Genomic DNA, 22,046 nt, shown 5'->3' on the forward strand with positions numbered 1-22,046 from the left:
GGGGGCTGAGGGCCGGTCAGCCGGAGACGGGGGCCAGGTCGGGGCGGAGGTCGGCGTCGCCGGTCTCGCCCGCGCGGGTGGCGCGGCGGCCGAGGACGAGCACGTAGCTGAGGAAGGCGACCTCCGCGACCACGCCGATCCCGATGCGCAGCCAGGTGACGTGCACCCAGCCGGTCACGAAGCCCTCGATGAGGCCGGACACGAGCAGCACCGCGACGAGGCCGATGGCGATGCTGACGGCCGCGCGGCCCTCCTCGGCGAGGGCCTGGCCGCGGCGGCGCGGCCCCGGGTCGATGATCGTCCAGCCGAGCCGCATGCCGCCCGCGCACGCGAGGTACACGGCCGTGAGCTCCAGCAGGCCGTGCGGCAGGATCAGGCCGAAGAAGATGTCGCCCTTGCCGTAGGCGAACATCAGCCCGGCGGTCAGCCCGAGGTTGAGCTGGTTCATCAGCAGGACGTACACGGTGGGGATGCCGAGCAGGATCCCGAAGATGAGCGCGACCGCCGACACCCACGCGTTGTTCACCCAGACCTGGAACGCGAAGGACGCGGCGGAGTGCTCCGTGTAGTAGTTCGCGAAGTCGTGGTCGACGAGTTCGCGGATCTCGTCCGGCGTCGCGATGCTCGCCTGCACGTCCGGGCTGTGGACGATCCAGAGCGCGAGGGCGAGCGAGAGCAGGTTGCCGAGGACGGCGGCGCCGAGCCACCACCACTTCATCCGGTAGGCGGCGGCCGGGAACGACACCGTCGCGAAGCGGGTGACGTCCCGCCAGAGCGGCGCCTGGGCGCCCGCCACGGCGGCCCTGCCGCGCGCTACGAGCGACGAGAGCCGGCCCACCAGCTGGGGGTCGGGCGAGCTGGAGCGGACGACGGAGAGGTGCGTGGCGGTGCGCTGGTAGAGCTCGACCAGTTCGTCCACTTCGGTGCCGCTCAGCCTGCGGCCGCGGTTGATGAGTTGCTCCAGGCGCAGCCAGTCGGCGTTGTGCGCGGCCACATAGGCGTCGACGTCCACCCGGCGAGACTAACGTGTCGCATTACCGAACCGGCACAATGAACGCGTCCCCGGCATTGGAGGAGCAGGACATGGCCGAACTCGTCACCGGCGAGGCCGTCGCGCTCGACATCCGCGTCGCGCGGCTGGCCAGCCGTGGCTGCGCCTTCCTGCTCGACCTGATCTTCCAGATCGTGCTGCTCTACCTCGTCGTCTACGTCACGGCGATGACGTCGCTCGTCGCGGACGACGCGTGGACGGTCGGGCTGACGCTGCTCGGCACGGTCGCCGTCCTGGTCGGCTACCCGTGCGTGTCCGAGACGCTGCTGCGCGGCCGGACGCTGGGCAAGATGGGCGTGGGCCTGCGCGTCGTCGGCGACGACGGCGGGCCGATCCGGTTCCGGCAGGCGCTCGTCCGGGCGCTGGCCGGCGTGATCGAGTTCTGGACGTTCTACGGCTCCCCCGCGCTGATCACCTCGTTCTGCAACCGGCGCGGCAAGCGGCTCGGCGACCTGTTCGCGGGCACGATCGTCATCCAGGAGCGCGCCCCCGCGGCGGCCCTGTTCGGCCCGGTCGCGGTGATGCCGCCGCAGCTCGCCTGGTGGGCCCGGTCGCTGGAGATCTCGATGCTGTCGGACGAGCTGGCGATGACGGCCCGGCAGTACCTGTCCCGGTTCTGGGAGCTGCTGCCCGCGGTGCGCGACTCGCTGGGCCAGCGCATCGCCGGGCAGGTCGTCGCGGTGATCAGCCCGCCCCCGCCGCCGGGGGTGCGGCCGGAGATCCTGCTGTCGGCGGTGCTCGCCGAGCGCCGGCACCGGGAAGAGCTGCGGCTCGCCGAGCGCCGCGCCCGCCGGATGCGCCGCCTCGGCCTGCCGGTGTGGGGCCCGGGGCCGGTGGCGGGCCCGGTACCGGTGATGGCGATGGCCGGGCCGCCCGTGGCGGGCCCCGTCCGGCCGGGGCCGCCGGTGCCGCCGCCGTTCCGGCCGCCGCTGCCGGGGCAGCCGCAGTTCCTGCCGCCGTCCAACTACGGCGCGGGGCCGTACCAGCAGGTCCTGAACGCGCCCGGCCCGCCGCCCGCAGGGCCGCCTTATCCGACCGGCCAGTATCCGACCGGCCAGTATCCGACGGGCCAGTACCCGACAGGCCAGTACCCCACGGGCCAGTACCCCACGGGGCAGCCTCCGACCGGGCAGTACCCGACAGGGCGCTGAGCGGCTGCCGGGGTTTGTCAACCACGGCCGTCTCCGGGGCCGTTCGTTGTGGACTTGTGTGCCTATCCGGGGCCGCGACCGCCTTCTAATATCCGAATAAGTTTCGGGTTTTAGGAGGCGGGATGCGCGTCCGTACTGCCCTCGGCCGGATCGCCCTGGCGTCCGCCCTCACGGTGACCCCCGCCATCCTCACCGCGACGCCCGCGCGCGCGGACACGGCACCGCTCCCCGCCATCACCGACGACCAGGGCCGGACGCTCGTCCTGCACGGCCTCAATACGGCCGGCAGCGCCAAAGGCCCGAACGGGCTGCCCTGGGTGACCCGGGACGACATCGCCCGCGAAGCGCGCGACCTCGGGACGAACTCCGTCCGCTACCTGATCCAGTGGAAGAACGTCGAACCCGAGCCCGGCCGGTACGACGACGCGTATCTGGACGACGTCGCCGAACGCTTGGCCTGGTACCGCGAGCAGGGGATGCACGTCATCCTCGACATGCACCAGGACATCTACGGCCCCGCCGCCTGCAAGGGCTCGGGCAACGGCGCCCCGGCCTGGGCCACCTACACCGACGGCCTGCCCTGCACCCCGCAGGACCCCTGGGTGCTGACATACCTGCAACCCGCCGTCCTGCGCGCCTACGACAACTTCTGGAACAACACCGGCAAGCATCCGGAACTGATGCAGCGCTACGCCGCGATGTGGAAGCACGTCGCACAGCGCTTCGCGGACGACCCCGCCGTCCTGGGCTACGACCTCATGAACGAGCCGTTCGGCGGCACGAGGCAGTTCGGCTTCTTCGAAGGCCCCATCCTGACGCCCTTCTACCAGGGCATCGTCAACGCGATCCGTGAGGTGGACGGCGACAACTGGGTGTTCGTGGAGCCGCAGGCCCTCGGCCCCAACGAAGGGGCGGAAACATCGCTCGGCGCCGTCCACGACCCCAGGGCGGGCGGCCCGCGCATCGTCCTGGCACCGCACTTCTATCCCGGCGGGGTCGACCTCGGCGGTTCCTACGACGGACTGGCGAAGATGCTCGTCCAAGCGCAGTTCGCCTTGTGGAAGCGGAACATGCCGGCCGCCGCGCGCCGCCTCGGCACCCCGATGTGGCTCGGCGAGGTCGGCGGCATGGGGCAGGACGCCCCCGGTGCGGCCGCCTTCACCGGCGACTGGCTCTCCATGGCGGACGGGCTCGGCATCGGCTGGGCGTACTGGTCGAACGACCCTGGCTCGTCCGGCGTCATCGACGGAGACGGAACGCCGACCCTCTTCTCCAAGCTCCTCGCCCGCCCCTACCCGCGAGCCATCGCGGGCACCCTCACGGGCATCTCCCTGAGCTCGGGCACGCTGACCGTCAGCTGGCGCAACAAGGCCGGCGTGACCGGGCCCACGGAGATCTGGTTCCCCGCCGCGCCGAAGGTCACCTCGTCCGACCCTGACGGAACATGGCGGACGCAGTGGGACCCCGCCCGCCGCGTCCTCTCGGTGTGGGCCGACCCAGAGACGCCGGCCCACACCGTCACCGTGCGGCCTTAGCCGGGCAGGGAGCGGAGCTTCTCGGTCAGCGTCGGGCGCATCTTCTTCAGGCAGAGCACCGGACGGTAGGCGCCCTCACTGGTCATGTAGTGCGTCGCCTCAGCGGGGCACTCCTGCTGCGTCGCGACGCGTCCGACGACCTTGGCGACGGCCTGGCTGGAACCGCAGTCGGCCTTGTCCAGGTCACCGACCTTGAAGGAGGGGTCGTCGATGCACTCGCCTGGGGACAGCACACCGCCGCCTGGGCCGAGGCACAGCACCGGCTTGGCGAGGGAGCCGCTGAACGACCGCATCTTCATGACCTCGAGCGTCTGCGCCGGGCACGACTTCTCCGCGTCGACCCGCGCGATGATCTTGCCGTACCAGCCCTGCTTCGCGCACGGCTGCTCCTTGCCGAAGCCGATCGAGCCGCTGCTCACGCAGTCGCCGACGGTCAGGAACGCGCCACCGGCGCCCGGGTCGCCCGGGTGCGGGCCCTTGACGTTGCGGACGCACGCCTCGAAGTAGTTCTCGTCGGTCTTCTCGCCGCGGACGTTGGTGACGCCGTCCGTCCCGGCCGGGCAGTCCGGCTCGGACCGCGAGGTGACGCGCAGGCCGGTCGCCTTGCCCTCATCGGTGACCTTGAGGACCTTGGCCTTGGCGTCCGAGCCCTCGCACCGCACCCGCAGGCTCGCCGGGATGCGGTTCCCGCCGTCCGCCTCGAACCCGGTGTCGACGCAGTCGCCCGCCTTCACCGGCCCGCTCGGCGCCCCGGTGCCCTTGACGAGCATGAAGCCGAGGCAGCCCACGATGAGGACGGCCGCGGCGGCGACGCCCACCCACACGAGCGGCGACGGCTTCTTCGCCGGCGGCGCCCCGAACTGCGGCCCCGGCGGCGGGAACGGCGGCTGCCCGCCCGGCCCGAACGGCGGCCGCCCCGGCGGAACAGCCTGCTGCCCCGGCGGCATGGGCGGCTGCCCCGGCGGAACGGGCGGCTGCCCCGGCGGCCGCTGCCCCTGGCCTTCCGGCGCCTGTCCGTGCATGTCCGACACTCCTACAACATCACGATCTTGGTTGACGAGCTAGGAACATATCGCAACGCCCGGCCCCGCTCGCCCACCTGGCACGACTCCACCAGCCCGCCCCCCGGCGCGATACCCAGCGCCAACGCCCCACCCCGAGCCGATCCACCGAATCCGGTAAGGGGTAATTCACGTTTTTGCGCCTTGACTGAGCCATCACGAAAAAGTGCGACCGGATGGCATTGTCATTTCCCATCCCGCAATTCGCCGATTACGGGATCAGACGCGGAGGTTGGGCGGGGACTCCAGGTCCGACAGCTCGATGCCGGGCGCGGCGAGGACGACGTCCCCGGCCAGGTGGACGGCCTCGGTCTCGCCCGTGGCCAGGTCGGTGATCTCGTACTCGCGGACGGGCAGCGGCCCGGTGTCGGTCTCGTGCTCGGTCGTCCCGGCCAGGTGCCAGCGCCACCGCCCGGTCAGCGCCGCCAGGGACGGACCGCTCACCCGGACGAGCGGCACGTCGGCGCGGCCGCCGTCGGCCAGGTCCAGCGAGCGGGCGACCGCGACCAGGAAGCCCGGCGAGTCGGTGAGGAACCCCGCCGCGCGCTCGGCGTGCTCGGTGCCCTCCTCGCCGGCCGCGCGCACCCACGCCAGCTCGGGCCCGGTCAGCCCGCCGCGCAGCCACCAGCCGGGCGTGACGAGCTCGACGCGGATCTGCCGCCACCGGGCGTCCACGACCAGGTCGACGCGGACGCCGTCGTCCCGCCGGGAGGTGTACCGCCACCCGCCGGGGCCCGGCGCGCACTGGAAGCGCTCCGCGAGCCCCTCGCCGAGATGCAGGTACGTCCCGGCCGGCATCAGGACCCGATGCGCCAGGAGTGCAGGTAGTCCTCCTGGTCCGGGGTGAGCAGGTCGATGGAGATGGACATCGACGCCAGCTTGAGCCGGGCCACCTCCGTGTCGATCTCCTTCGGCACCTCGTGGACGGCCGGCGCCAGCGTCGCGTGGGACCTCGCCAGCCACGCGCACGTGAGCGCCTGGTCGGCGAACGACATGTCCATCACGGCGGCCGGATGCCCCTCCGCGGCGGCCAGGTTCACCAGGCGGCCCTCGGCGAGCAGGACGAGGCGCCGGCCGTCCGCCAGCACGTACTCGTCCGTCTGGGGCCGGATCCCGCGGTGCACCTCGACCGCCATCTCGCTCAGCGCCCGCACGTCGATCTCGACGTCGAAGTGCCCGGAGTTCGCGAGGATGGCGCCGTCCTTCATCACCGCGAGGTGTTCGCCGTTCACGACGTCGCGGTTCCCGGTGACGGTGATGAAGACGTCGCCGTCCGGTGCGGCCTCCGCCATGGGCTGGACGGCGAAACCCTGCAACGCCGCGTCCAGCGCCTTGACGGGGTCGATCTCGGTGACGACCACACGCGCGCCCAGGCCCCGGGCCCGCTCGGCGAGGCCGCGCCCGCAGTACCCGAAGCCCGCGATGACGATGGTCTTGCCGGCCAGCAGCGTGTTCGTCGCGCGCACGATCCCGTCCAGGGTGGACTGGCCCGTTCCATAGCGGTTGTCGAACATGTGCTTGGTGTCGGTGTCGTTGACCGCGACCATGGGGAACTTCAGCGCGCCTTCAAGCGCCATCTGGTGCAGCCTGATGACACCGGTCGTCGTCTGCTCGCACCCCGCCTTCACCGTGCCGAGCAGATCCGTCCGGTCGATGTGCAGCGTGTTGACGAGATCGCAGCCGTCGTCCAGCACGAAGTCGGGCCCCGTCTCCAGAGCCTGGTGGATGTGGGCGTAGTAGCCCTCACGGTCGGTCCCCGCGCGCGCGAAGACCTCCGCCCCGTACTCATGGACGAGCGCCGCCGCAGTGTCGTCCTGGGTGGAGAGCGGATTCGACGCCGCCAGCGCCACACTGGCCCCGCCGGCCTGGAGCGTGCGGATCAGCCCGGCCGTCTCGGTCGTCACGTGCATGCACGCCGCGACCTTGAACCCCTCCAGCGGCCGCTCCTCAGCGAACCGCTCCCGGATCTGCCGCAGCACGGGCATGCTCCGCTCGGCCCACCCGATCCGCTTGACCCCCTCATAGGCCAGCGAACCATCCGCGATATCGCTCATTGACCTCATCTTCATCACGACAATGCGCTACCGTTAGACTACTCGCCGCGATGGCGGGGCTGAAGGCACCGGCACAGCCCGGCAAACGGTTCTGGGCCTGTTATCGACATCGCCGCGTCGCCAGAGATGGCGTGGGCTGTCACCGGCCAGCCCTTGCGGATCATGATCCGCAGATGCGGACCGCATCCCGACCGCCAGTCGGGCACAGAGCTGCGAACCCGCCGTTTCGGGCGGGTAGCCGGTTACCGGTAGTGGTCAACCGGGGAGGGCTTCGCCCTCCCCGGTCCCGAATTCTTAATACCGGTAGTGGTCGGGCTTGTAGGGGCCCTCCACGTGGACGCCGATGTAGGCGGCCTGCTCCTTGGTGAGGGTGGTGAGCTTGACGCCGAGGGCGTCGAGGTGGAGGCGGGCGACCTTCTCGTCCAGGTGCTTGGGCAGGACGTAGACGCCGATCGGGTACTCGTCGGTCTTGGTGAACAGCTCGATCTGCGCGATGACCTGGTTCGTGAAGGAGTTGGACATCACGAACGACGGGTGGCCGGTGGCGCAGCCGAGGTTCATCAGGCGGCCCTCGGCGAGGACGATGATGGAGTGGCCGTCGGCGAAGCGCCACTCGTGCACCTGCGGCTTGATCTCGATCTTCTCGATGCCGTCGGTCTTGGCGAGGCCGGCCATGTCGATCTCGTTGTCGAAGTGGCCGATGTTGGAGACGATCGCCTGGTGCTTCATCCGGCCCATGTGCGCGGCCGTGATGATGTTGAAGTTGCCGGTGGTCGTCACGAAGATGTCGGCCTTGTCGACGACGTCGTCCAGGACGGAGACCTGGAAGCCGTCCATCGCGGCCTGCAGCGCGCAGATCGGGTCGATCTCGGTGACGATGACGCGGGCGCCCTGGCCCTTCAGCGCCTCCGCGCAGCCCTTGCCGACGTCGCCGTAGCCGCAGACCACGGCGACCTTGCCGCCGATCAGCACGTCGGTGGCGCGGTTCAGGCCGTCGATGACCGAGTGGCGGCAGCCGTACTTGTTGTCGAACTTCGACTTGGTGACCGAGTCGTTGACGTTGATCGCCGGGAACGCGAGCGTGCCGGCCTTCGCCATCTCGTAGAGGCGGTGGACGCCGGTGGTGGTCTCCTCGGTGACGCCCCTGATCGCGGCGGCGGTCTCGGTCCAGCGGCCGGGCTTCTCGGCGATGGTGCGGCGCAGGGTGTCGAGGATGATGCCCCACTCCTCGGGGTCGTCCTCGGTCGCGGTGGGGACGGCGCCCGCCTTCTCGTACTCGACGCCCTTGAGGACGAGCATGGTGGCGTCGCCGCCGTCGTCCAGGATCATGTTCGGGCCGGTGCCGTCCGGCCACTGCAGGGCCTGGTCGGTGCACCACCAGTACTCTTCGAGCGTCTCGCCCTTCCAGGCGAACACCGGGACGCCCTTCGGCTCCTCGGCGGTGCCGTCCTTGCCGACGACGATCGCGGCGGCGGCGTGGTCCTGGGTGGAGAAGATGTTGCAGGAGACCCAGCGGACGTCGGCGCCGAGCTCCACCAGCGTCTCGATCAGCACGGCCGTCTGGATCGTCATGTGCAGCGAGCCCATGATCTTCGCGCCGCGCAGCGGCTTGGCGGCGGAGTACTCCTCGCGCACCGCCATCAGGCCCGGCATCTCGTGCTCGGCGAGCCGGATCTCCCGGCGCCCGAAGTCGGCCAGCGACAGGTCGGCGACCTTGTAGTCCATGCTTTCGTTGCTCCCTCGGTGTGGGCTTGACGGACCCGTGGGACCCGGTCAACGCCGCGAGTCTACGGGCGCGCGGCGCCGGAAGGCACGGCCGGACGCGACTTTCTAACAGAGATTTGTCAGAATCACCCCCATGCGCATCACGGAGGCCGCCCGGCGGCTCGGCACCTCGCCCCGCATGCTCCGCTACCGGGAGGCCCTCGGCCTGCTGCCCGCCACGCGGGAGGCGTCGGCGGCCCGGTCCGGCGGCGGCCACCGGCGGTTCGGCGAGGCCGAACTGCGCGCCGTGGCGCTCGCCCTCGCGCTGGAGAAGCGCTACGACATCGGCCCGGCGGAGCTGGCGTTCGGACTGCGCGTCCTGGCCGAGCCGCAGGTGCAGGCGCACGTCCGGGAACTGGGCGAGCGGATCGGACGCGTCTCCGCCCCGCCGACCCGCGCCCTCGATTTCGAGAAAGAGAAGGCAATGCGCCTGCTGCGTCGGCGCTGACCGCTACCATTCCCGCCCTAACCAGAGGGAAGGCGGGCAATTGCGATCCATTGTCTACGGGATCGTCGGCATCGTCCTGGGCATCGGCCTCTTCATCGGGGGCATCGCGTCCAGCGGCGATTCCGGGGTCAAATGCGGGAGCCGGACGATGTCGCCGGGCGACACGTGCACCACCGTCCGCAACGGCAGTTCCACCGAGCGGACCTATGACGAGCAGAAGTCCAAGAACGGCCGCGAGAACGTCATCATGATGATCGTCGGGCCGCTCGTGGCGCTCGGCGGCGTGGTGTTCCTCGCGGGGGCCGGACGGGGGCGGCGGCGCGTCCACCAGCCCGCCTACCAGGCCCCGCAGCCGGGCTACCCGCAACCCGGATATCCGCCCGCGCAGCCGGCGTACCCGCCCGCACAACCCGGCTACCCGCCGGCGCCGCCCGCCGCCCAGCCCGGGTACGCGCCGCCCGCACAGCCCGGCTATGCGCCGCAGCCCGGCTACCCGCCCGCGCAGCCGGGGTATCCGCCTGCTCAGCCGGGCTACCCGCCCGCGCAGCCCGGCTACCCGCCGCACGGCGGCCACCCGCCCTACCGCGGCTAGTTCGGGGCGTTCTCCCCCGGCACCACCACGCCGGACTCGTACGCGAGCATCACGGCCTGCGCGCGGTCGCGCAGGCCCAGCTTGGTGAACACGCGCGCCACGTGCGTCTTCACCGTGTGCTCGCTGACGACGAGGCGCTGAGCGATCTCCCCGTTGGACAGGCCGCCCGCGATCAGCACCAGCACCTCGGTCTCCCGCGCGGTCAGCGTCGCCAGCTCCGCCGGGGCCTGCGGGCGGTTGCGGCGCTGCTTGGTGAACTCGCGGATGAGGCGCCCGGTCACCTGCGGGGCCAGCAGCGAGTCGCCGCGCGCCACCACCCGGACGGCCGACACCAGCTCGTCGGCGGTCGCGTCCTTCAGCAGGAAGCCGCTGGCGCCGACGGCGAGCGCGTCGTAGACGTACTCGTCCACGTCGAACGTCGTCAGGACCAGTACCCGGACGCTCTCGGCGCCCGGCAGGGCGAGGATGCGGCGGGTCGCCTCGATGCCGTCCATGCCGGGCATCCGGATGTCCATGACGACGACGTCGGGACGGGTGCGCTCGGCGATCCGGACCGCCTCGCGGCCGTCGCCGGCCTCGCCGATGACGGTGATGTCGTCCTGCGCGGCGAGCAGGGCGGCGAACCCGGCCCGCACGATCGTCTGGTCGTCGACGATCAGCACGTTGATCACGGCCGCCGCCCCTTCGGACGTGCGGCGGGCGCGTCAGGGGTGGTCGCCGGGCGCCTGCGAGCCGTGTCCACGGGTGGAATTCCCCTCCCTCGTCAGCGGAAGCTCGGCCTCCACCAGGAACCCGCCCTCGGCGGCCGGCCCGGCGGAGAACCGTCCGCCCAGCATGGTCGCACGTTCCCGCATCCCGACGAGCCCGTGTCCGCCACCGGACTCCGGCGGCGGCGGTCCGGTGCGTCCGTCCACGGAGGTCGGGCCCGCGGGGTCCAATACGGCGGTACGGGGATTGACCGCGTCCCGGTTCAGTACCTGCGTCGGCGCGGACGCGCCGTCGTCGCGGACGCGGACCGCGAGCCGGTCGGCGAGGAACATCAGGTCGACGTGCACGCCGGCGCCGGGCGCGTGCCGCCGCGCGTTGGTCAGCGCCTCTTGGACGATCCGGTACGCCGACAGCTCGACCGTCGTGGACAGCCCCCGCGCGTCGCCGTGCACGGCGAGGTCGACCCGCCCGCCGGCGCCGCGGTGCTGCTCGATCAGGTCGGGCAGCCGGTCCAGCCGCGGCTGCGGGGAGTTCGCCGCGTCCGGCTCGGGCTTGGCGTCGGCGCGCAGCACGCTGAGCAGCCGGCGCATCTCCACCAGCGCCTCGCGGGCCGTCTTGGCGATCTCGGTGTAGCCGGCGCGGGCCTCGGGCGACAGGTCGTCCATCGTGTACGGGGCCGTCTCCGCCTGCACCGCGATCATGGAGACGGAGTGCGCGACGACGTCGTGCAGCTCGCGGGCGATGCGGGCGCGCTCGCGCATGACGGCCTGCTCCCGCTGGACGGCGGTGAGCCGGGTGAGGGTCTCGTTGGTGCGCTCGGCGGCGGCCGCCTCCGTCCGCCCGGCGGACTCCACGACGCGCCGCGCGTCCCCGAGCCCGATGGCGGCGAGGACGGCGACGACCGTCGCGGGCCACGGGACGTCGTCGAGCGTGCCGGTGGCGAGGTAGACGACGGCGACCGTGGCGACGCTGCCGAGCGCGAGGACGCCGGTCGACTGGCGGGGCAGCTGCCGGCCCAGCGCGTACAGCGTGTAGAGGGCGGCGAAGCCGGTGGTGATGAGCAGGATCTGGCCGGTGAGCAGGCTCGCCGCGACCGCGCTGAGCACGACGGCGGCGACCGGGCGCAGGTTCTCCCGGCGCCAGACGAGCGGCAGCGTCGCCGCGACCGCGAACCCGCCGGCGAGGCTGAGCGGCGAGTCGACCTGGGGTGCCAGCTCGGCCAGCGCCGCGATCGTCAGCGCGAGCCCGGTCAGCGGGGCGAAGTACCAGGAGCCCGCGACCTCCCGCCAGGCGTTGATCCAGCGCGGCAGCGGCGCCGTCGCACCGGCGGGCGCGCCCGGAGCGCCCGGGGCGCCGGGCCCGCCGGGGGCACGTGATGCGCCGCCGTTCAGCCGCGCGCCGAGCCGCGCCGCGAGCGGGCGCAGCAGGGTGCCGATGCCGGTGAGGATCCACAGGAGCAGTTGGCCGACGCCCGCCACGATCCGGCCGGACAGCCGCCACGCGTGGTGCGCGACGGCTGGGCCGAACCCCGCGGGGTCGGGTCCGGTCCGGGCCTTGTCATCGGAGGTCACCCCTCAATACTGACCGCTATGGGGGGTGGCCACCTCACCGAGCGGATGTATAGGGAGGAGTCGGATCCACCTGGAGTACCACGCCGGTTCCCTCCTTGAGGGGGACGTCCCGGCACGACCGGCGAACGTAGTGTCTTAACCGTGACCGCGACGGTGGCCATCGCCGACGTAGGGGGTTCGGCGGGGCCGCCGCGGTCACACCAGAACCGCCCGGTTTTCAGGGGTCCGGGCGGGGAGGCAAGGGAAGCACCTCGCCGGACGGCCGCGGTCCGCCTCCACGGAGGCGTCCGCCGGTCTCGCCTGGGCTGGGGTACGGCCGGCAGTGCGGCGGCCGCCCGGCGAGGGGTCCCTTGCCCGATGAAGGCCCATCACGAACGCCCGCCATGGACGCGTGCGAGCCATGGGACGCGTGGGGCGCCCTGAGGACGCCCCACGGACGTCAGGACGACGCGGGCGCCTCCGGAGCCGACTCCGCGTCCGCCGACCCGGTACGGGACGCCTCGTCCAGCGCGGGCTCCAGGTAGATCAGCTTCGCCACGGGGAACTGCGCCCGGATCTTGCCCTCGGCCGCGTCGATGCCCCGCGCCACCTCCGCCGCCGTGTCGTCGTGGTGCACGGCGATCTTCGCGGCGATCAGCAGCGCGTCCGGGCCGAGGTACTCGGTGCGGATGTGGATCAGGCGCGCGACCTCCGGCACCGACTCCAGCGCCTCGACGATCTGCCGCTCGGTGTCGGGGTCGACGCCCTCGCCGATCAGCAGGCTCTTGGTCTCGATCGCGAGGATCGTGGCGACCGCGCCGAGCAGCACGCCGATCGCGACGGTGCCGACGCCGTCCCAGACGCCGTCGCCGGTGACCACGGCCATCGTGACGCCGAACAGGGCGAGGAACAGGCCGACGAGGGCGGCGAGGTCCTCCAGCAGGACGACCGGCAGTTCGGGGGCCTTCGCGCGGCGGATGAACGACCACCAGGACTGGCCGCCGCGGACCAGGTTCGACTCCTGGATCGCGGTGCGGAAGGAGAACGCCTCCAGGATGATCGCGACGGTCAGCACCCCGAACGCCCACGCCGGGGCCTTGACCTCCTCGGGGTGGGAGATCTTGTGGTAGCCCTCGTACAGCGAGAACGCCGAGCCGACCGTGAACAGCACGACCGCGACGACGAACGCGTAGAAGTAGCGTTCGCGGCCGTAGCCGAACGGGTGCTCGGGCGTCCGGTCGCGCTCGGACCGCTTGCGGCCGAGCAGCAGCAGGCCCTGGTTGCCCGAGTCGGCCACCGAGTGGATCGACTCCGCCAGCATCGACGACGAACCGGTGAACGCGAACGCGACGGCCTTGGACGCCGCGATCCCGAGGTTGGCGGCCAGCGCGGCGACGATGGCCTTTGTTCCACCCTCAGCACTCATCTAGGTAATCCTCGCTTTGAGCTCATCAATGGCAGGCACCGGCGCCGGATCCACGCCCAGCGCGATAGCCAAGTAAACCGTGACATAGTCCGTCGACGCGATGAGTGAGGCGATTCTCTCCAGCGGATGCTCGCCCTCGGCGCGGATCTCGGTGACCGCCACGCCCCGGTCGCGGGCCAGCGCGGCGGCAGCCTCGGCCCGCGCGCGCACCCGGGGATGCTCGTCCACGTCCCGCAGGACGAGGAGGTGCAGGCCGTGCTCGGGGTCGTCGGCGCGGTCGCGGAAGAAGTCATCGGGGTCGGCCGGGGAGCCGCCGCCCGCGAAGCGGCCGTCGAAGACCGCCACCTGGTTGTGGCCGGCCTCCGGCACCTCCCCGAAGACCGCCGGGTACTTGGCGTTCTCGTTGAGCTGGCAGGCCGTCCGGTACGCCGCCGTCGCCGCGACGGCGGACGTGCCCCACACCAGCGGGACGTCCCCGGCGAGGTCGAGCGCGATCCGCTTCGCCGGGTTCACGAACGGCTCGCTGGACGGACGGCACCGGTGCGCGACGTCCTCCAGCAGCACGGCCGTCGACTCCAGCACCGCGTCGGGGACGTCCACGAGCCGCAGTGTGCGCGCGGCAACGACCAAGGGGACCGTCAGGCCCCACAGTGTGGAACGTGGCTGCCCCGCCGACCGCACGGGGACGAACACCGCGCGGCTACGGTCGGCCAGGTCGGCGAGCGGCGACTCGGGGGCGCCGACGAACAGCAGCCGGCAGCCGCGCCGGGCCGCCTCGGCGGCGACCTCCAGGGTCTCCGCCGTGCTCCCGGAGCACGACACCGCGATGACCAGATCGGCCGCGCCGACCCAGCCGGGCAGCCGGTGGCCCCGGACCGTGAACACCGGGACCGCGCAGCCCGCGCCGCACACCGCCGCGAGCACGTCGCCCGCGATGCCGGACCCGCCGACGCCGGCGACCACGACCGCGCGCGGCCGGCCGTCCTCGGCCAGCGCCGCGACGCCCGCCTCGGCCGCCGCCCGCTGCGCCTCCCGCACCTGCGCCGCCGACGAGGCGACCTGCCGCAGCATCCCGCCCGGGTCGGCGGCCTCCACCGCCTCGGCGTCCTCCAGCCGTGAAGGGTCCAGCCCTTCACTCACGGGGCGGGCGTCCTGGCCTCGTCGACCAGCAGGACGGGGATGTCGTCGCGCACCGGGTAGGCGTAGCCGCACGAACCGGTGCACACCAGCTCGTCGGCGCCCTCGTCGGCGCGCAGGTCGCCGCCGCAGTTCGGGCAGGCGAGGATCTCCAGCAGCCAGGAGTCCAGCTTCATCGTCATGGCAGCGTCACTTCTCTCTCCAGTCGGTGTTCCCCGGCCCGGTCGTCACTTCTCCCTGACCAGCGCCAGGACCTCGTCGCGGATCGCCGCCATGGTCGCCTCGTCGCCGGCCTCGGCGTTCAGGCGCAGCAGCGGCTCGGTGTTGGACGGCCGCAGGTTGAACCACCAGCCGGCGGACTCGTCGGCCACGGTGAGCCCGTCCAGCTCGTCGATCCCGACGCCGGGGCGGCCGGCGAAGGCGTCCTTGACCTTCGCAGCGGCGGCGTCCTGGTCGGCGACCTCGCTGTTGATCTCGCCGGACGCGACGTAGCGGGTGTACTCGGCGAGCAGCTCCGACAGCGGCCCGTCCTGCTCGCCCAGGGCGGCGAGGACGTGCAGGGCCGCCAGCATGCCGGAGTCGGCGAACCAGAAGTCGCGGAAGTAGAAGTGGGCCGAGTGCTCGCCGCCGAACACCGCGCCCGTCTCGGCCATCGTCTGCTTGATGAACGAATGCCCGACGCGGGTGCGGACCGGCGTCCCGCCGTGCTCGGCGACGATCTCCGGGACGGCCTTGGACGTGATCAGGTTGTGCACGATCGAGGACCCCGGGTGCTTGGCCAGCTCCCGGGTCGCGACCAGCGCGGTGATCGCGGACGGGGCGACGATCTCGCCGCGCTCGTCGACCACGAAGCAGCGGTCGGCGTCGCCGTCGAAGGCGAGCCCGATGTCGGCGCCGGTCTCGCGGACCTTGGCCTGCAGGTCGCGCAGGTTCTCCGGCTCGATCGGGTTGGCCTCGTGGTTGGGGAAGGTGCCGTCCAGCTCGAAGTACATCGGGACCAGCTCGATCGGCAGGCCTTCGAAGACCGACGGGACGGTGTGCCCGCCCATGCCGTTGCCCGCGTCGACGACGACCTTCAGCGGCCGGATCGACGACAGGTCGACGAGCGTCTTCAGGTGCTCGGCGTAGCCCTTCAGGACGTCCCGCCGCTGCACCGTGCCGGGCTTGCCGTCGTAGGCGGGGACGCCGTTCTCGATCATCTCGCGGATCTCGGCGAGGCCGGTGTCGCGGCCGACCGGGCGGGCACCGGAGCGGCACAGCTTCAGTCCGTTGTAGCGGGCCGGGTTGTGGCTCGCGGTGAACATGGCGCCGGGCAGGTCGAGGCTGCCGCTGGCGTAGTAGAGCAGGTCGGTGGAGCCGAGCCCGGCCTCGATCACGTCCGCGCCCTGGGACGTCGCGCCGCGCGCGAACGCCTCCGCCAGCGGGACCGACGACTCGCGCATGTCGTGCGCGGTGACCACCGCGCTCGCCCCGGTGACCCGCACGAACGCCGCCCCGGCCGCCTCGGCGATCGCGGGGTCGAGCTCGTCCGGGACGACGCCGCGGATGTCGTACGCCTTGAAGATCTTGCCGAGGTCGCCCACTCCTGCTCCCTGTTCGAGAAACGCTGCCCGAATGTGCCAAGAGACCCTGTGCCCCGGGAAACCGGGTTCACGAGCCTACCGGGACGGGCGGACGCCACCGGCCCCGACATGACCGCGAGCGGGCCGGGCGGACGGGGAGCCGGGAGCGGGCTACTCCTGGCCCTGCGTGCCCGCGGGCTCGGAGCGCAGCACGCGCAGGTGGCCGCGGCGGCCGACCTCCGTGCCCTGGCCGACCGGTTCCTGGCCGGGCCCGGGGGCGGGCTTGGCGGCCTCCCGGACGGCGTCGGCGAGGGCCTCCAGGTCGTCGGCGCTGGGCTCGGTCTCCTCCTCGACGGGGAGCCGCACCAGTTCCCACCCCATCGGGGCGGTGAGCCGCTCGGAATGCTCGGCGCAGAGGTCGTAGCAGTGCGGCTCCGCGTACGTGGCGAGCGGGCCCAGGACCGCGGTGGAGTCGCGGTAGACGTACGTGAGCGTGAACACTGCGGGCGCCTTGCAGGCGGTGCGGGAGCAGGTGCGGACGGGGCTCACGATGGCTGACCGTACCCCCCTCCCACCGGCTCCGCCACCACCCCGGCGCACGTGTCGCCGTTACCGGGCGATTTCCGGGGTAAGAACTACATTCCGTACGGAGCCGAACTCTCACCGTGCGACAACTGGCGAGGCGAGCGCTGATGGTTCTCCGCGTCTCCCCGCGAGTCGGCGGCGACGGCGGAGGTAGTCTGGACGCGTGCGACCCCGTGTGGCAGGCGCACGGCGTCGCGACCGTCATGGTCGCGGCATCCGTGGGCCTCTGACGCCCCCGCAGGCGCCGGTCTCGCGGACCCGCGCCGAGCGGTTCGACGACCTCGTCGACGACGAGGTCCGGCGGCTCGTCCAGCGCTGGGGCCCGGAACTGGCCGAGGTGGAGTTCGCGGTCGACGACGTGCCGATCGTCGAACCCGGCTTCGACGGCCCCGTCCCGCTGGGCCAGACCGTCCTCCAGCCCCCGCCCACCGCCGTCCCCACCGGCGAGCCGGCGGTCCGGATCATGGTGTTCCGGCGGCCCGTCGAGGCCCGCGCCTCCGGTGAGGCGGAGCAGTCCCGGCTGATCCGCGACCTGCTCGTCGAGGAGGTGGCCGAGCTGCTCGGCCTGTCCCCCGAGTCCGTCGACCCGAGCTACGACTCGCCCGACGACTGAGGCCCGCTCGCCTAGGGGGTCAGGGCGGTCTGCGAGTCGCCGGTGCCGGGCAGGTGGATCGCCGTCCGGGCCGGGGTGATCGGCAGAATGGTGAACAGGTAGCCGCCGCCCTTGCCCGTGGCGAGCACGCGGGACGCGTAGACGGGCCCCGACCCCGGCTTCGGAACGATCATGGCGCCGTAGGCGGTGGCGGTGGTGCCGTCGCCGGCCTTGCTCGGGGCGGTGAGCTTCGTCTCGACCGTGCGCCCGGCCGGGACGCTGATCCGCCGCGGGCCGCTCCACACGCCCGCCCTGACGGTCCTGACCTCGACGGTCGCCGCGCCGCCTGGGGCGGTGAGGACGAGCGAGGAGTCGAACCGGTTGTCGGCGACGACGCCGGGGCCGGCCGCGGCGAGCGGCGCCGTCGCCGCGCCGTAGGCGATGTCGGCGCCGCGGTCGGCGGCGAAGCCCGCGAGGATCGGCCGGTCCGCGGTGAGCCGGACGGCGGCGGCCTTCCCCGACAGCGCGCCGTCGAGCGGGACGGACGTCACGGTCTCGGCGGGGGCGTCCAGGACGTCCTGGCCCTGCGGGGCGAACGCGCCGCCCGGCGTGATCACCTGCACCCGGATCCGGGCGTCGGCGTCGCCGGGGACGGAGACCAGCAGGCGGCGCTTGCCGGCGCCGCCCGGCACGCCGGGCACGAGGACGGACGTCGCGGGCCGGGGCGACCGCGGCAGCCACTCGATGCCGCGCTTCTCGCCGATCCGGGCGCGCACCGACGCGGCGACGCGCCCGCTGGTGGTCCGCACGCGCAGCGTGAGGTCGGAGGCGGTCTTCACGATGTCGCCGAGGCCCTCCGGCGACCCGCCGATGCGCACGACCCGGGTGGTGTAGGGCGCGACGGGGGTGGCGCGTCCGTCCGGGGTATCGAGGGGCCCCTCGCCGGACAGGGCGGTGAGGTTCACGGACGCGGGCTGCGCGTCGACGTTGGTCAGGTACAGGTCGAGTTCGTCGGCGGCGGCGGGGCCGGGCCCCATGAACCACAGGTCGGTGCCGGGGACGGCGCAGCGCGCACCGGCGAGGCCGCGGTCGGGGCCGCCCGGCCAGTACGTGGTCTGCTCGGCCTCCAGGCCGGCGGCGATGGCGCCGGTGGCCCGGACGGTGTAGGCGTCCCCGCTGGGCTTGGTGTCGGCGTTCCAGCCCTGGCCCGGCGACGACATGGATCCGAGCGGGGAGCCGCCCTTCGACGGCACCATCTCCACGGTCCCGCCGCCTCTCTGGGAGAGGGACTGGACGGCCAGCCGCCCGCCCTCGTGCCCTGGGCAGACCATCACGGCATGGCCGATGGGCACCGTACGGCCCTTCTCGGACGCCTCGCCCGGACGCGACAGGGTCGCGGCCCCGTACAGAGCGGCGACGGCGACGAGCATCAGCGCGGCGGTGGCATAGCGCATGCCGAGGAGGCGCACGGCTTTCTCTAGCACCGCCTTCTCCAGCAGAGCCTTCTTCACGGGGGTCACGGCACCTCCTCCGGGCTCGGCTCCTTGGCCAGCCCTGGGGGCGGCTCTGAGGGCGGCTCTGAGGGCGGCTCTAGAGGCGACTCTGGGGGCGTCTCATGCTTGATCTGGGCGCGGTTGGAGCGGCTTGCGCGGCGGCGTCCACGGCGGCGCGCGCGCCGTCCGTGGTGGCGCCGCTCCCGGTCCCCGCTGGCCGTCAGGCCGTCGATCTGCGCGCCCGGCAGGGCCAGGACGACCACCGCCAGGACGGCGACGCCCTGGACGACCACCCAGGTGTGCCGCATCTTGTCCGAGCGCGTCAGCTTGAACTCGCCTCCGCTCGGAGGGATGTCATAGCCCTGCGCCCAGCCGTCCACGGTGTGCGATTCGCGGATCTCCTCCCCGTTCAGGGTGGCGTGCCAGCCGCCGTCACCGGATTCGGCCAGCAGCAGGGTGCGCTTCCCCGTCCCCGGAGGGATTTGCACGCGGGCGTTGATCCGCCCGGCCGGCAGGGGCGTGACCGTGGAGCCTTGCAGAAGCATCATCCGGGCGGACGCCCCCTGGAGGCGCCACACGGCGAACGTCTCGGTACGGCTGAGGCGGGTCAGTTCCGGTGACGCGTCCAGGACCTTGGTGACCGGGTCCTTCTGAGGGTGCGGCACGAGGATGTACTGGACGCCCATACGGGTCAGTGCGGGCCCGTCGTCGCCCTCGCGTCCCACGGCAAGGCCCGCTACGAGGTCGTCCAAGCGTTCCTGGGCCTCGCCGCCCACCGGGACCTCTGCTTCACCCAGTCTCGGACGCTCGTCCCGGAGAATCGTGTAGGAGACCCGTCCGGTGGGCTCCCGGTGCAGGACGAGGGTCCTGGGCCCGCCCGGCGCACGCAGGAACACGGGCACCGTGTCTGGGTCGACCTTGCCGAGCGGCCCGCCCGCACCGGCGACCACCCACAGCGAGGCGGACAGGACGGGCGCGCTCAGCGCGGCGAGCACCACGACGGCGCCGCCCGTCCGGTAGATCACGTCCTTGCCCGCGAGGACCTCGGTGGCGCGCTGGACGGCGGCGGTCGCGGCGAGCAGCACCCCCGCCCCCGCGAACAGCAGCACCGCGCCGGGCCAGGCCGGGGCGGCGTCCGCGCCCTTGGTGACGGTGACGGCGCTGATCAGCACGGCGAGGAGGAGCCCGAACACCGCCAGCAGCCAGCCCGCGAGCACGCCGCCCCGGCGGCTGCGCAGCGGCAGTGCCAGCACGGCGACGGCGAGCAGGCCCGCGAGCGCCCACCGCTCGGGCGTGCCCGGCCCGCCCGGGTTGAGCGCCAGCAGGTCGGCCGCCGTCGCGGGCTCGAACGGGCGGTGCAGGCCCGCCTCGGTCAGGAAGCGGGACGGGTGCAGCAGCAGGCCGAACGTCCACGGGAGCATCAGCAGCGGCGGCACGCCCAGCGCGATGCCGAGGTTGCGGCGGCCCTGCCGGGGGCCCGGCCGGTCGAGAAGCGCGAACACCATCACGGCCGCCAGCACGGCGAGAAGCCAGACGAGCGGGACGAAGGCCATCGCGACGGTCAGCAGCAGTGCGACCGTCCAGGCGGCCCGCCCGGCGCGCTTGCGCCGGGTAGCGGCGTTGAAGCGGGCGGCCTCCGAACGCGGCACCCCGTAGAGGCGAGCGGCGTACAGGCCGATCAGCGGGAGCAGGACGAGGACGACGGCGGTTCCGAGGCGTCCGCCCGCGATGGCGCCGGTCGCGGCGGGCAGCAGCGCGTACACGGCCGCGAACCAGGCGCGGACGGCGGCGACCGGGACGCGGCGCCCGGCGGCGCGGGCCCGGCGCCCGGTCAGCGGCGACTCGGTGATCAGCAGCCGGGACGCGCGGTAGGCGGTGAGCCCGGCGAGCGGCACGCTGCCCAGCAGCAGGACCGACACGGCCAGCCACGGCTTGCCGAACAGCACCGTCGACAGCGCCGCGAGGACGCCGACGTAGGGCGGGCTGCCCGCGTCGCTGCCGAGCCCGACCGGGTGCCAGCCGGTCAGGTACTGCTCCCACAGGTCGCTCGCGCCGCCCCAGGCGGGCACGAGCGCGCCCCCGCCGAGCCGCCCGGCGGCGGTCAGCAGGGACCGTTCGGCGGCGACCGCGACGGCGGTCAGCGCGAGGACGAGCAGCACGCCGGGGCGGGCGAGGAACCGGCGGACCGGGCCCGGCTCGTCCACCGTGACGTCGTCCTCGCGCTGCTCGCGGGCCCGCTCCTGGGCGGCGAGACGCTCCGAGACCGCCTCGGCGGCCCGGCGCAGCACCACCCACCGCGGCTGGAAGCGCCGCACGGTGCGGTGCACGCGGGTGCGGCCGTCCGCGCGGGCGGCGCGGGCCCGCCGCAGCCGGCCGGGGTCGCGCAGCACGTCGGCGAGCGCGCGCAGCTCCTCGCGGGCCGCGCCCGGCCGCTTGGTGACCAGCAGGAAGAGCGCGTGCGCGAGGGACGCCCACACGTTGCGGGCCAGGGCCCGCAGCATCGCCCGGAACGGCTGGTTGGCGAGCAGCGTGAACAGCGCGTTGCGGCGGTCGCGGCGGGCCGGGTGCTCGGCGGTCATGCCGATCTCGCGGAGCCCGCGCCGGGCCGCCTCCGCGTGGTAGACGACGGCGTCGCTGGCCGTGACGACCCGGTGCCCGGCGGCGTGCGCCCGCCAGCAGAAGTCGAGGTCCTCGCGGAAGATGCCGTACTCGACGTCGAAGCCGCCGAGCCGCTCCCACGCGTCCCGGCGGACCAGCATCCCGGCGCTGCCGACGGCGAGGACGTCCCGGACGCCGTCGTGCTGCCCCTGGTCGAACTCGTCGCGGTCGAGGCCGCGCTCGCGGCGCCCGGCGGCGTCCACGGTGACGCCCAGCTCGCGCAGCACGCGCCGGTCGTCCCAGTCGCGGACCTTCGGGCCGAGCACCGCCGCGTTCGGGTCGGCGTCGGCGGTGCGCAGCAGCTGGGCGAGCGCGTCGTGGGCGGGCTCGGAGTCGTCGTGCAGCAGCCACAGCCACTCGGTGCGCGGCGTGCCGGGTTCGTCGTCGGGGACGGGCGCGGACGCGGCGTCCTGGCGCAGCGCCTCCGCGATCGCCTCCCCGTAGCCGGTGGTGCGCGGCAGGGTGAGGACCGTGCCCGCGCCGACGACCTCGGCGAGCACGGCGGGCCCGCGGTCCCGGCTGCCGGTGTCCACGATCACGAGGCGCTGCACGGGCCGCGCCTGCGTGAGCAGCGCCTTCAGCGTGTCCGGAAGCCACCGGGCGCCGTCATGGACGACGAGGACCGCCGTGACGACGTGGCGATCGAGAGTGGGGGCCAATGATCGCTCGATCTGTGGGA

19 protein-coding genes are annotated in these 22,046 nt (G+C 73.2%); 5 read left to right on the plus strand and 14 right to left on the minus strand.

Going from position 1 to position 22,046, the window contains the following annotated elements; all coding sequences use genetic code 11:
* Positions 1-16: 16 nt before the first annotated feature.
* The gene (locus HUT06_RS37325) at positions 17-1,012 is read right to left on the minus strand and encodes a stage II sporulation protein M (RefSeq protein ID WP_176200022.1); all 996 of its coding nucleotides are present in this window, start codon (positions 1,010-1,012) and stop codon (positions 17-19) included.
* A gap of 71 nt (positions 1,013-1,083) precedes the next feature.
* Between HUT06_RS37325 and HUT06_RS37330 the strand changes: the two genes are divergently transcribed.
* Together HUT06_RS37330 and HUT06_RS37340 are read left to right on the plus strand one after the other, a co-directional pair.
* Positions 1,084-2,202, plus strand: coding sequence for an RDD family protein (locus HUT06_RS37330; RefSeq protein ID WP_217711608.1), 1,119 nt, complete (start codon positions 1,084-1,086; stop codon positions 2,200-2,202).
* 122 nt (positions 2,203-2,324) lie between these two features.
* On the plus strand, positions 2,325-3,737 hold the full coding sequence (locus tag HUT06_RS37340) for a cellulase family glycosylhydrolase (protein ID WP_176200023.1): 1,413 nt from the start codon (positions 2,325-2,327) through the stop codon (positions 3,735-3,737).
* Here HUT06_RS37340 and HUT06_RS45425 read toward each other — a convergent pair.
* The 4 genes from HUT06_RS45425 to ahcY (HUT06_RS37365) all read right to left on the minus strand — a co-directional run bounded on the left by HUT06_RS45425 (position 3,734) and on the right by ahcY (HUT06_RS37365) (position 8,577).
* Positions 3,734-4,759 carry a hypothetical protein gene (locus HUT06_RS45425; RefSeq protein ID WP_217711609.1) on the minus strand — a complete coding sequence of 342 codons (1,026 nt, stop codon included), beginning with the start codon at positions 4,757-4,759 and terminating at the stop codon, positions 3,734-3,736. The two genes, HUT06_RS37340 and HUT06_RS45425, sit on opposite strands and share 4 nt — an antisense overlap.
* 258 nt (positions 4,760-5,017) lie before the next feature.
* Positions 5,018-5,596: a hypothetical protein gene (locus HUT06_RS37355; protein WP_176200025.1), complete on the minus strand. Its 579-nt coding sequence runs from the start codon at positions 5,594-5,596 to the stop codon at positions 5,018-5,020.
* On the minus strand, positions 5,596-6,852 hold the full coding sequence (ahcY, locus tag HUT06_RS37360) for an adenosylhomocysteinase (protein ID WP_176200026.1): 1,257 nt from the start codon (positions 6,850-6,852) through the stop codon (positions 5,596-5,598). The genes HUT06_RS37355 and ahcY (HUT06_RS37360) overlap by 1 nt, the downstream gene beginning before the upstream one ends.
* Before the next feature lie 294 nt (positions 6,853-7,146).
* Positions 7,147-8,577 carry an adenosylhomocysteinase gene (gene ahcY, locus HUT06_RS37365; protein ID WP_176200027.1) on the minus strand — a complete coding sequence of 477 codons (1,431 nt, stop codon included), beginning with the start codon at positions 8,575-8,577 and terminating at the stop codon, positions 7,147-7,149.
* 133 nt (positions 8,578-8,710) lie between these two features.
* Between ahcY (HUT06_RS37365) and HUT06_RS37370 the strand changes: the two genes are divergently transcribed.
* Positions 8,711-9,064 carry a MerR family DNA-binding transcriptional regulator gene (locus HUT06_RS37370; RefSeq protein ID WP_176200028.1) on the plus strand — a complete coding sequence of 118 codons (354 nt, stop codon included), beginning with the start codon at positions 8,711-8,713 and terminating at the stop codon, positions 9,062-9,064.
* A gap of 40 nt (positions 9,065-9,104) precedes the next feature.
* Positions 9,105-9,656, plus strand: coding sequence for a hypothetical protein (locus tag HUT06_RS37375; RefSeq protein WP_176200029.1), 552 nt, complete (start codon positions 9,105-9,107; stop codon positions 9,654-9,656).
* Here HUT06_RS37375 and HUT06_RS37380 read toward each other — a convergent pair.
* The 7 genes from HUT06_RS37380 to HUT06_RS37410 form a co-directional block, all read right to left on the minus strand.
* Entirely contained in the window at positions 9,653-10,327 is a 675-nt protein-coding gene (locus tag HUT06_RS37380) for a response regulator transcription factor (RefSeq protein ID WP_176200030.1), read from the minus strand. The two genes, HUT06_RS37375 and HUT06_RS37380, sit on opposite strands and share 4 nt — an antisense overlap.
* Before the next feature lie 33 nt (positions 10,328-10,360).
* Complete coding sequence (locus HUT06_RS37385) at positions 10,361-11,935, minus strand: sensor histidine kinase (RefSeq protein WP_176200031.1); 1,575 nt, start codon at positions 11,933-11,935, stop codon at positions 10,361-10,363.
* 439 nt (positions 11,936-12,374) lie between these two features.
* The gene (locus HUT06_RS37390) at positions 12,375-13,340 is read right to left on the minus strand and encodes a cation diffusion facilitator family transporter (protein WP_176200032.1); all 966 of its coding nucleotides are present in this window, start codon (positions 13,338-13,340) and stop codon (positions 12,375-12,377) included.
* Positions 13,341-14,480 (minus strand): SIS domain-containing protein, encoded by a 1,140-nt coding sequence (locus tag HUT06_RS37395; RefSeq protein ID WP_176200033.1) that lies wholly within the window; start codon positions 14,478-14,480, stop codon positions 13,341-13,343.
* Entirely contained in the window at positions 14,477-14,659 is a 183-nt protein-coding gene (locus tag HUT06_RS37400) for a Trm112 family protein (protein ID WP_138636623.1), read from the minus strand. Before HUT06_RS37400 ends, HUT06_RS37395 begins: the two co-directional genes overlap by 4 nt.
* 45 nt (positions 14,660-14,704) lie before the next feature.
* Positions 14,705-16,060, minus strand: coding sequence for a phosphomannomutase/phosphoglucomutase (locus tag HUT06_RS37405; protein ID WP_176200034.1), 1,356 nt, complete (start codon positions 16,058-16,060; stop codon positions 14,705-14,707).
* Positions 16,061-16,210: 150 nt separating this feature from the next.
* Positions 16,211-16,588: a DUF3499 domain-containing protein gene (locus tag HUT06_RS37410; RefSeq protein ID WP_089331018.1), complete on the minus strand. Its 378-nt coding sequence runs from the start codon at positions 16,586-16,588 to the stop codon at positions 16,211-16,213.
* A gap of 199 nt (positions 16,589-16,787) precedes the next feature.
* Here HUT06_RS37410 and HUT06_RS37415 point away from each other — a divergent pair, with 199 nt between their 5' ends.
* Positions 16,788-17,237, plus strand: coding sequence for a metallopeptidase family protein (locus tag HUT06_RS37415; RefSeq protein WP_254715591.1), 450 nt, complete (start codon positions 16,788-16,790; stop codon positions 17,235-17,237).
* An 11-nt stretch (positions 17,238-17,248) separates the two neighbouring features.
* Here HUT06_RS37415 and HUT06_RS37420 read toward each other — a convergent pair whose 3' ends face one another.
* Both HUT06_RS37420 and HUT06_RS37425 read right to left on the minus strand, forming a co-directional pair.
* On the minus strand, positions 17,249-18,736 hold the full coding sequence (locus HUT06_RS37420; protein WP_176200035.1) for a DUF5719 family protein: 1,488 nt from the start codon (positions 18,734-18,736) through the stop codon (positions 17,249-17,251).
* Positions 18,733-22,026 (minus strand): glycosyltransferase family 2 protein, encoded by a 3,294-nt coding sequence (locus HUT06_RS37425; RefSeq protein ID WP_176200036.1) that lies wholly within the window; start codon positions 22,024-22,026, stop codon positions 18,733-18,735. Before HUT06_RS37425 ends, HUT06_RS37420 begins: the two co-directional genes overlap by 4 nt.
* Positions 22,027-22,046 lie beyond the last annotated feature (20 nt).

It is taken from the genome of Actinomadura sp. NAK00032 (assembly GCF_013364275.1).
In the GTDB taxonomy this organism is placed as follows: Bacteria; Actinomycetota; Actinomycetes; order Streptosporangiales; family Streptosporangiaceae; genus Spirillospora.

Coding starts and splice junctions, on each gene's coding strand:
- HUT06_RS37330 (WP_217711608.1), top strand. CDS start 1,084: ATGGCCGAACTCGTCACCGGCGAGGCCGTCGCGCTCGACATCCGCGTC.
- HUT06_RS37340 (WP_176200023.1), top strand. CDS start 2,325: ATGCGCGTCCGTACTGCCCTCGGCCGGATCGCCCTGGCGTCCGCCCTC.
- HUT06_RS45425 (WP_217711609.1), bottom strand. CDS start 4,759: ATGCACGGACAGGCGCCGGAAGGCCAGGGGCAGCGGCCGCCGGGGCAG.
- HUT06_RS37355 (WP_176200025.1), bottom strand. CDS start 5,596: ATGCCGGCCGGGACGTACCTGCATCTCGGCGAGGGGCTCGCGGAGCGC.
- ahcY (WP_176200026.1), bottom strand. CDS start 6,852: ATGAGCGATATCGCGGATGGTTCGCTGGCCTATGAGGGGGTCAAGCGG.
- ahcY (WP_176200027.1), bottom strand. CDS start 8,577: ATGGACTACAAGGTCGCCGACCTGTCGCTGGCCGACTTCGGGCGCCGG.
- HUT06_RS37370 (WP_176200028.1), top strand. CDS start 8,711: ATGCGCATCACGGAGGCCGCCCGGCGGCTCGGCACCTCGCCCCGCATG.
- HUT06_RS37390 (WP_176200032.1), bottom strand. CDS start 13,340: ATGAGTGCTGAGGGTGGAACAAAGGCCATCGTCGCCGCGCTGGCCGCC.
- HUT06_RS37400 (WP_138636623.1), bottom strand. CDS start 14,659: ATGACGATGAAGCTGGACTCCTGGCTGCTGGAGATCCTCGCCTGCCCG.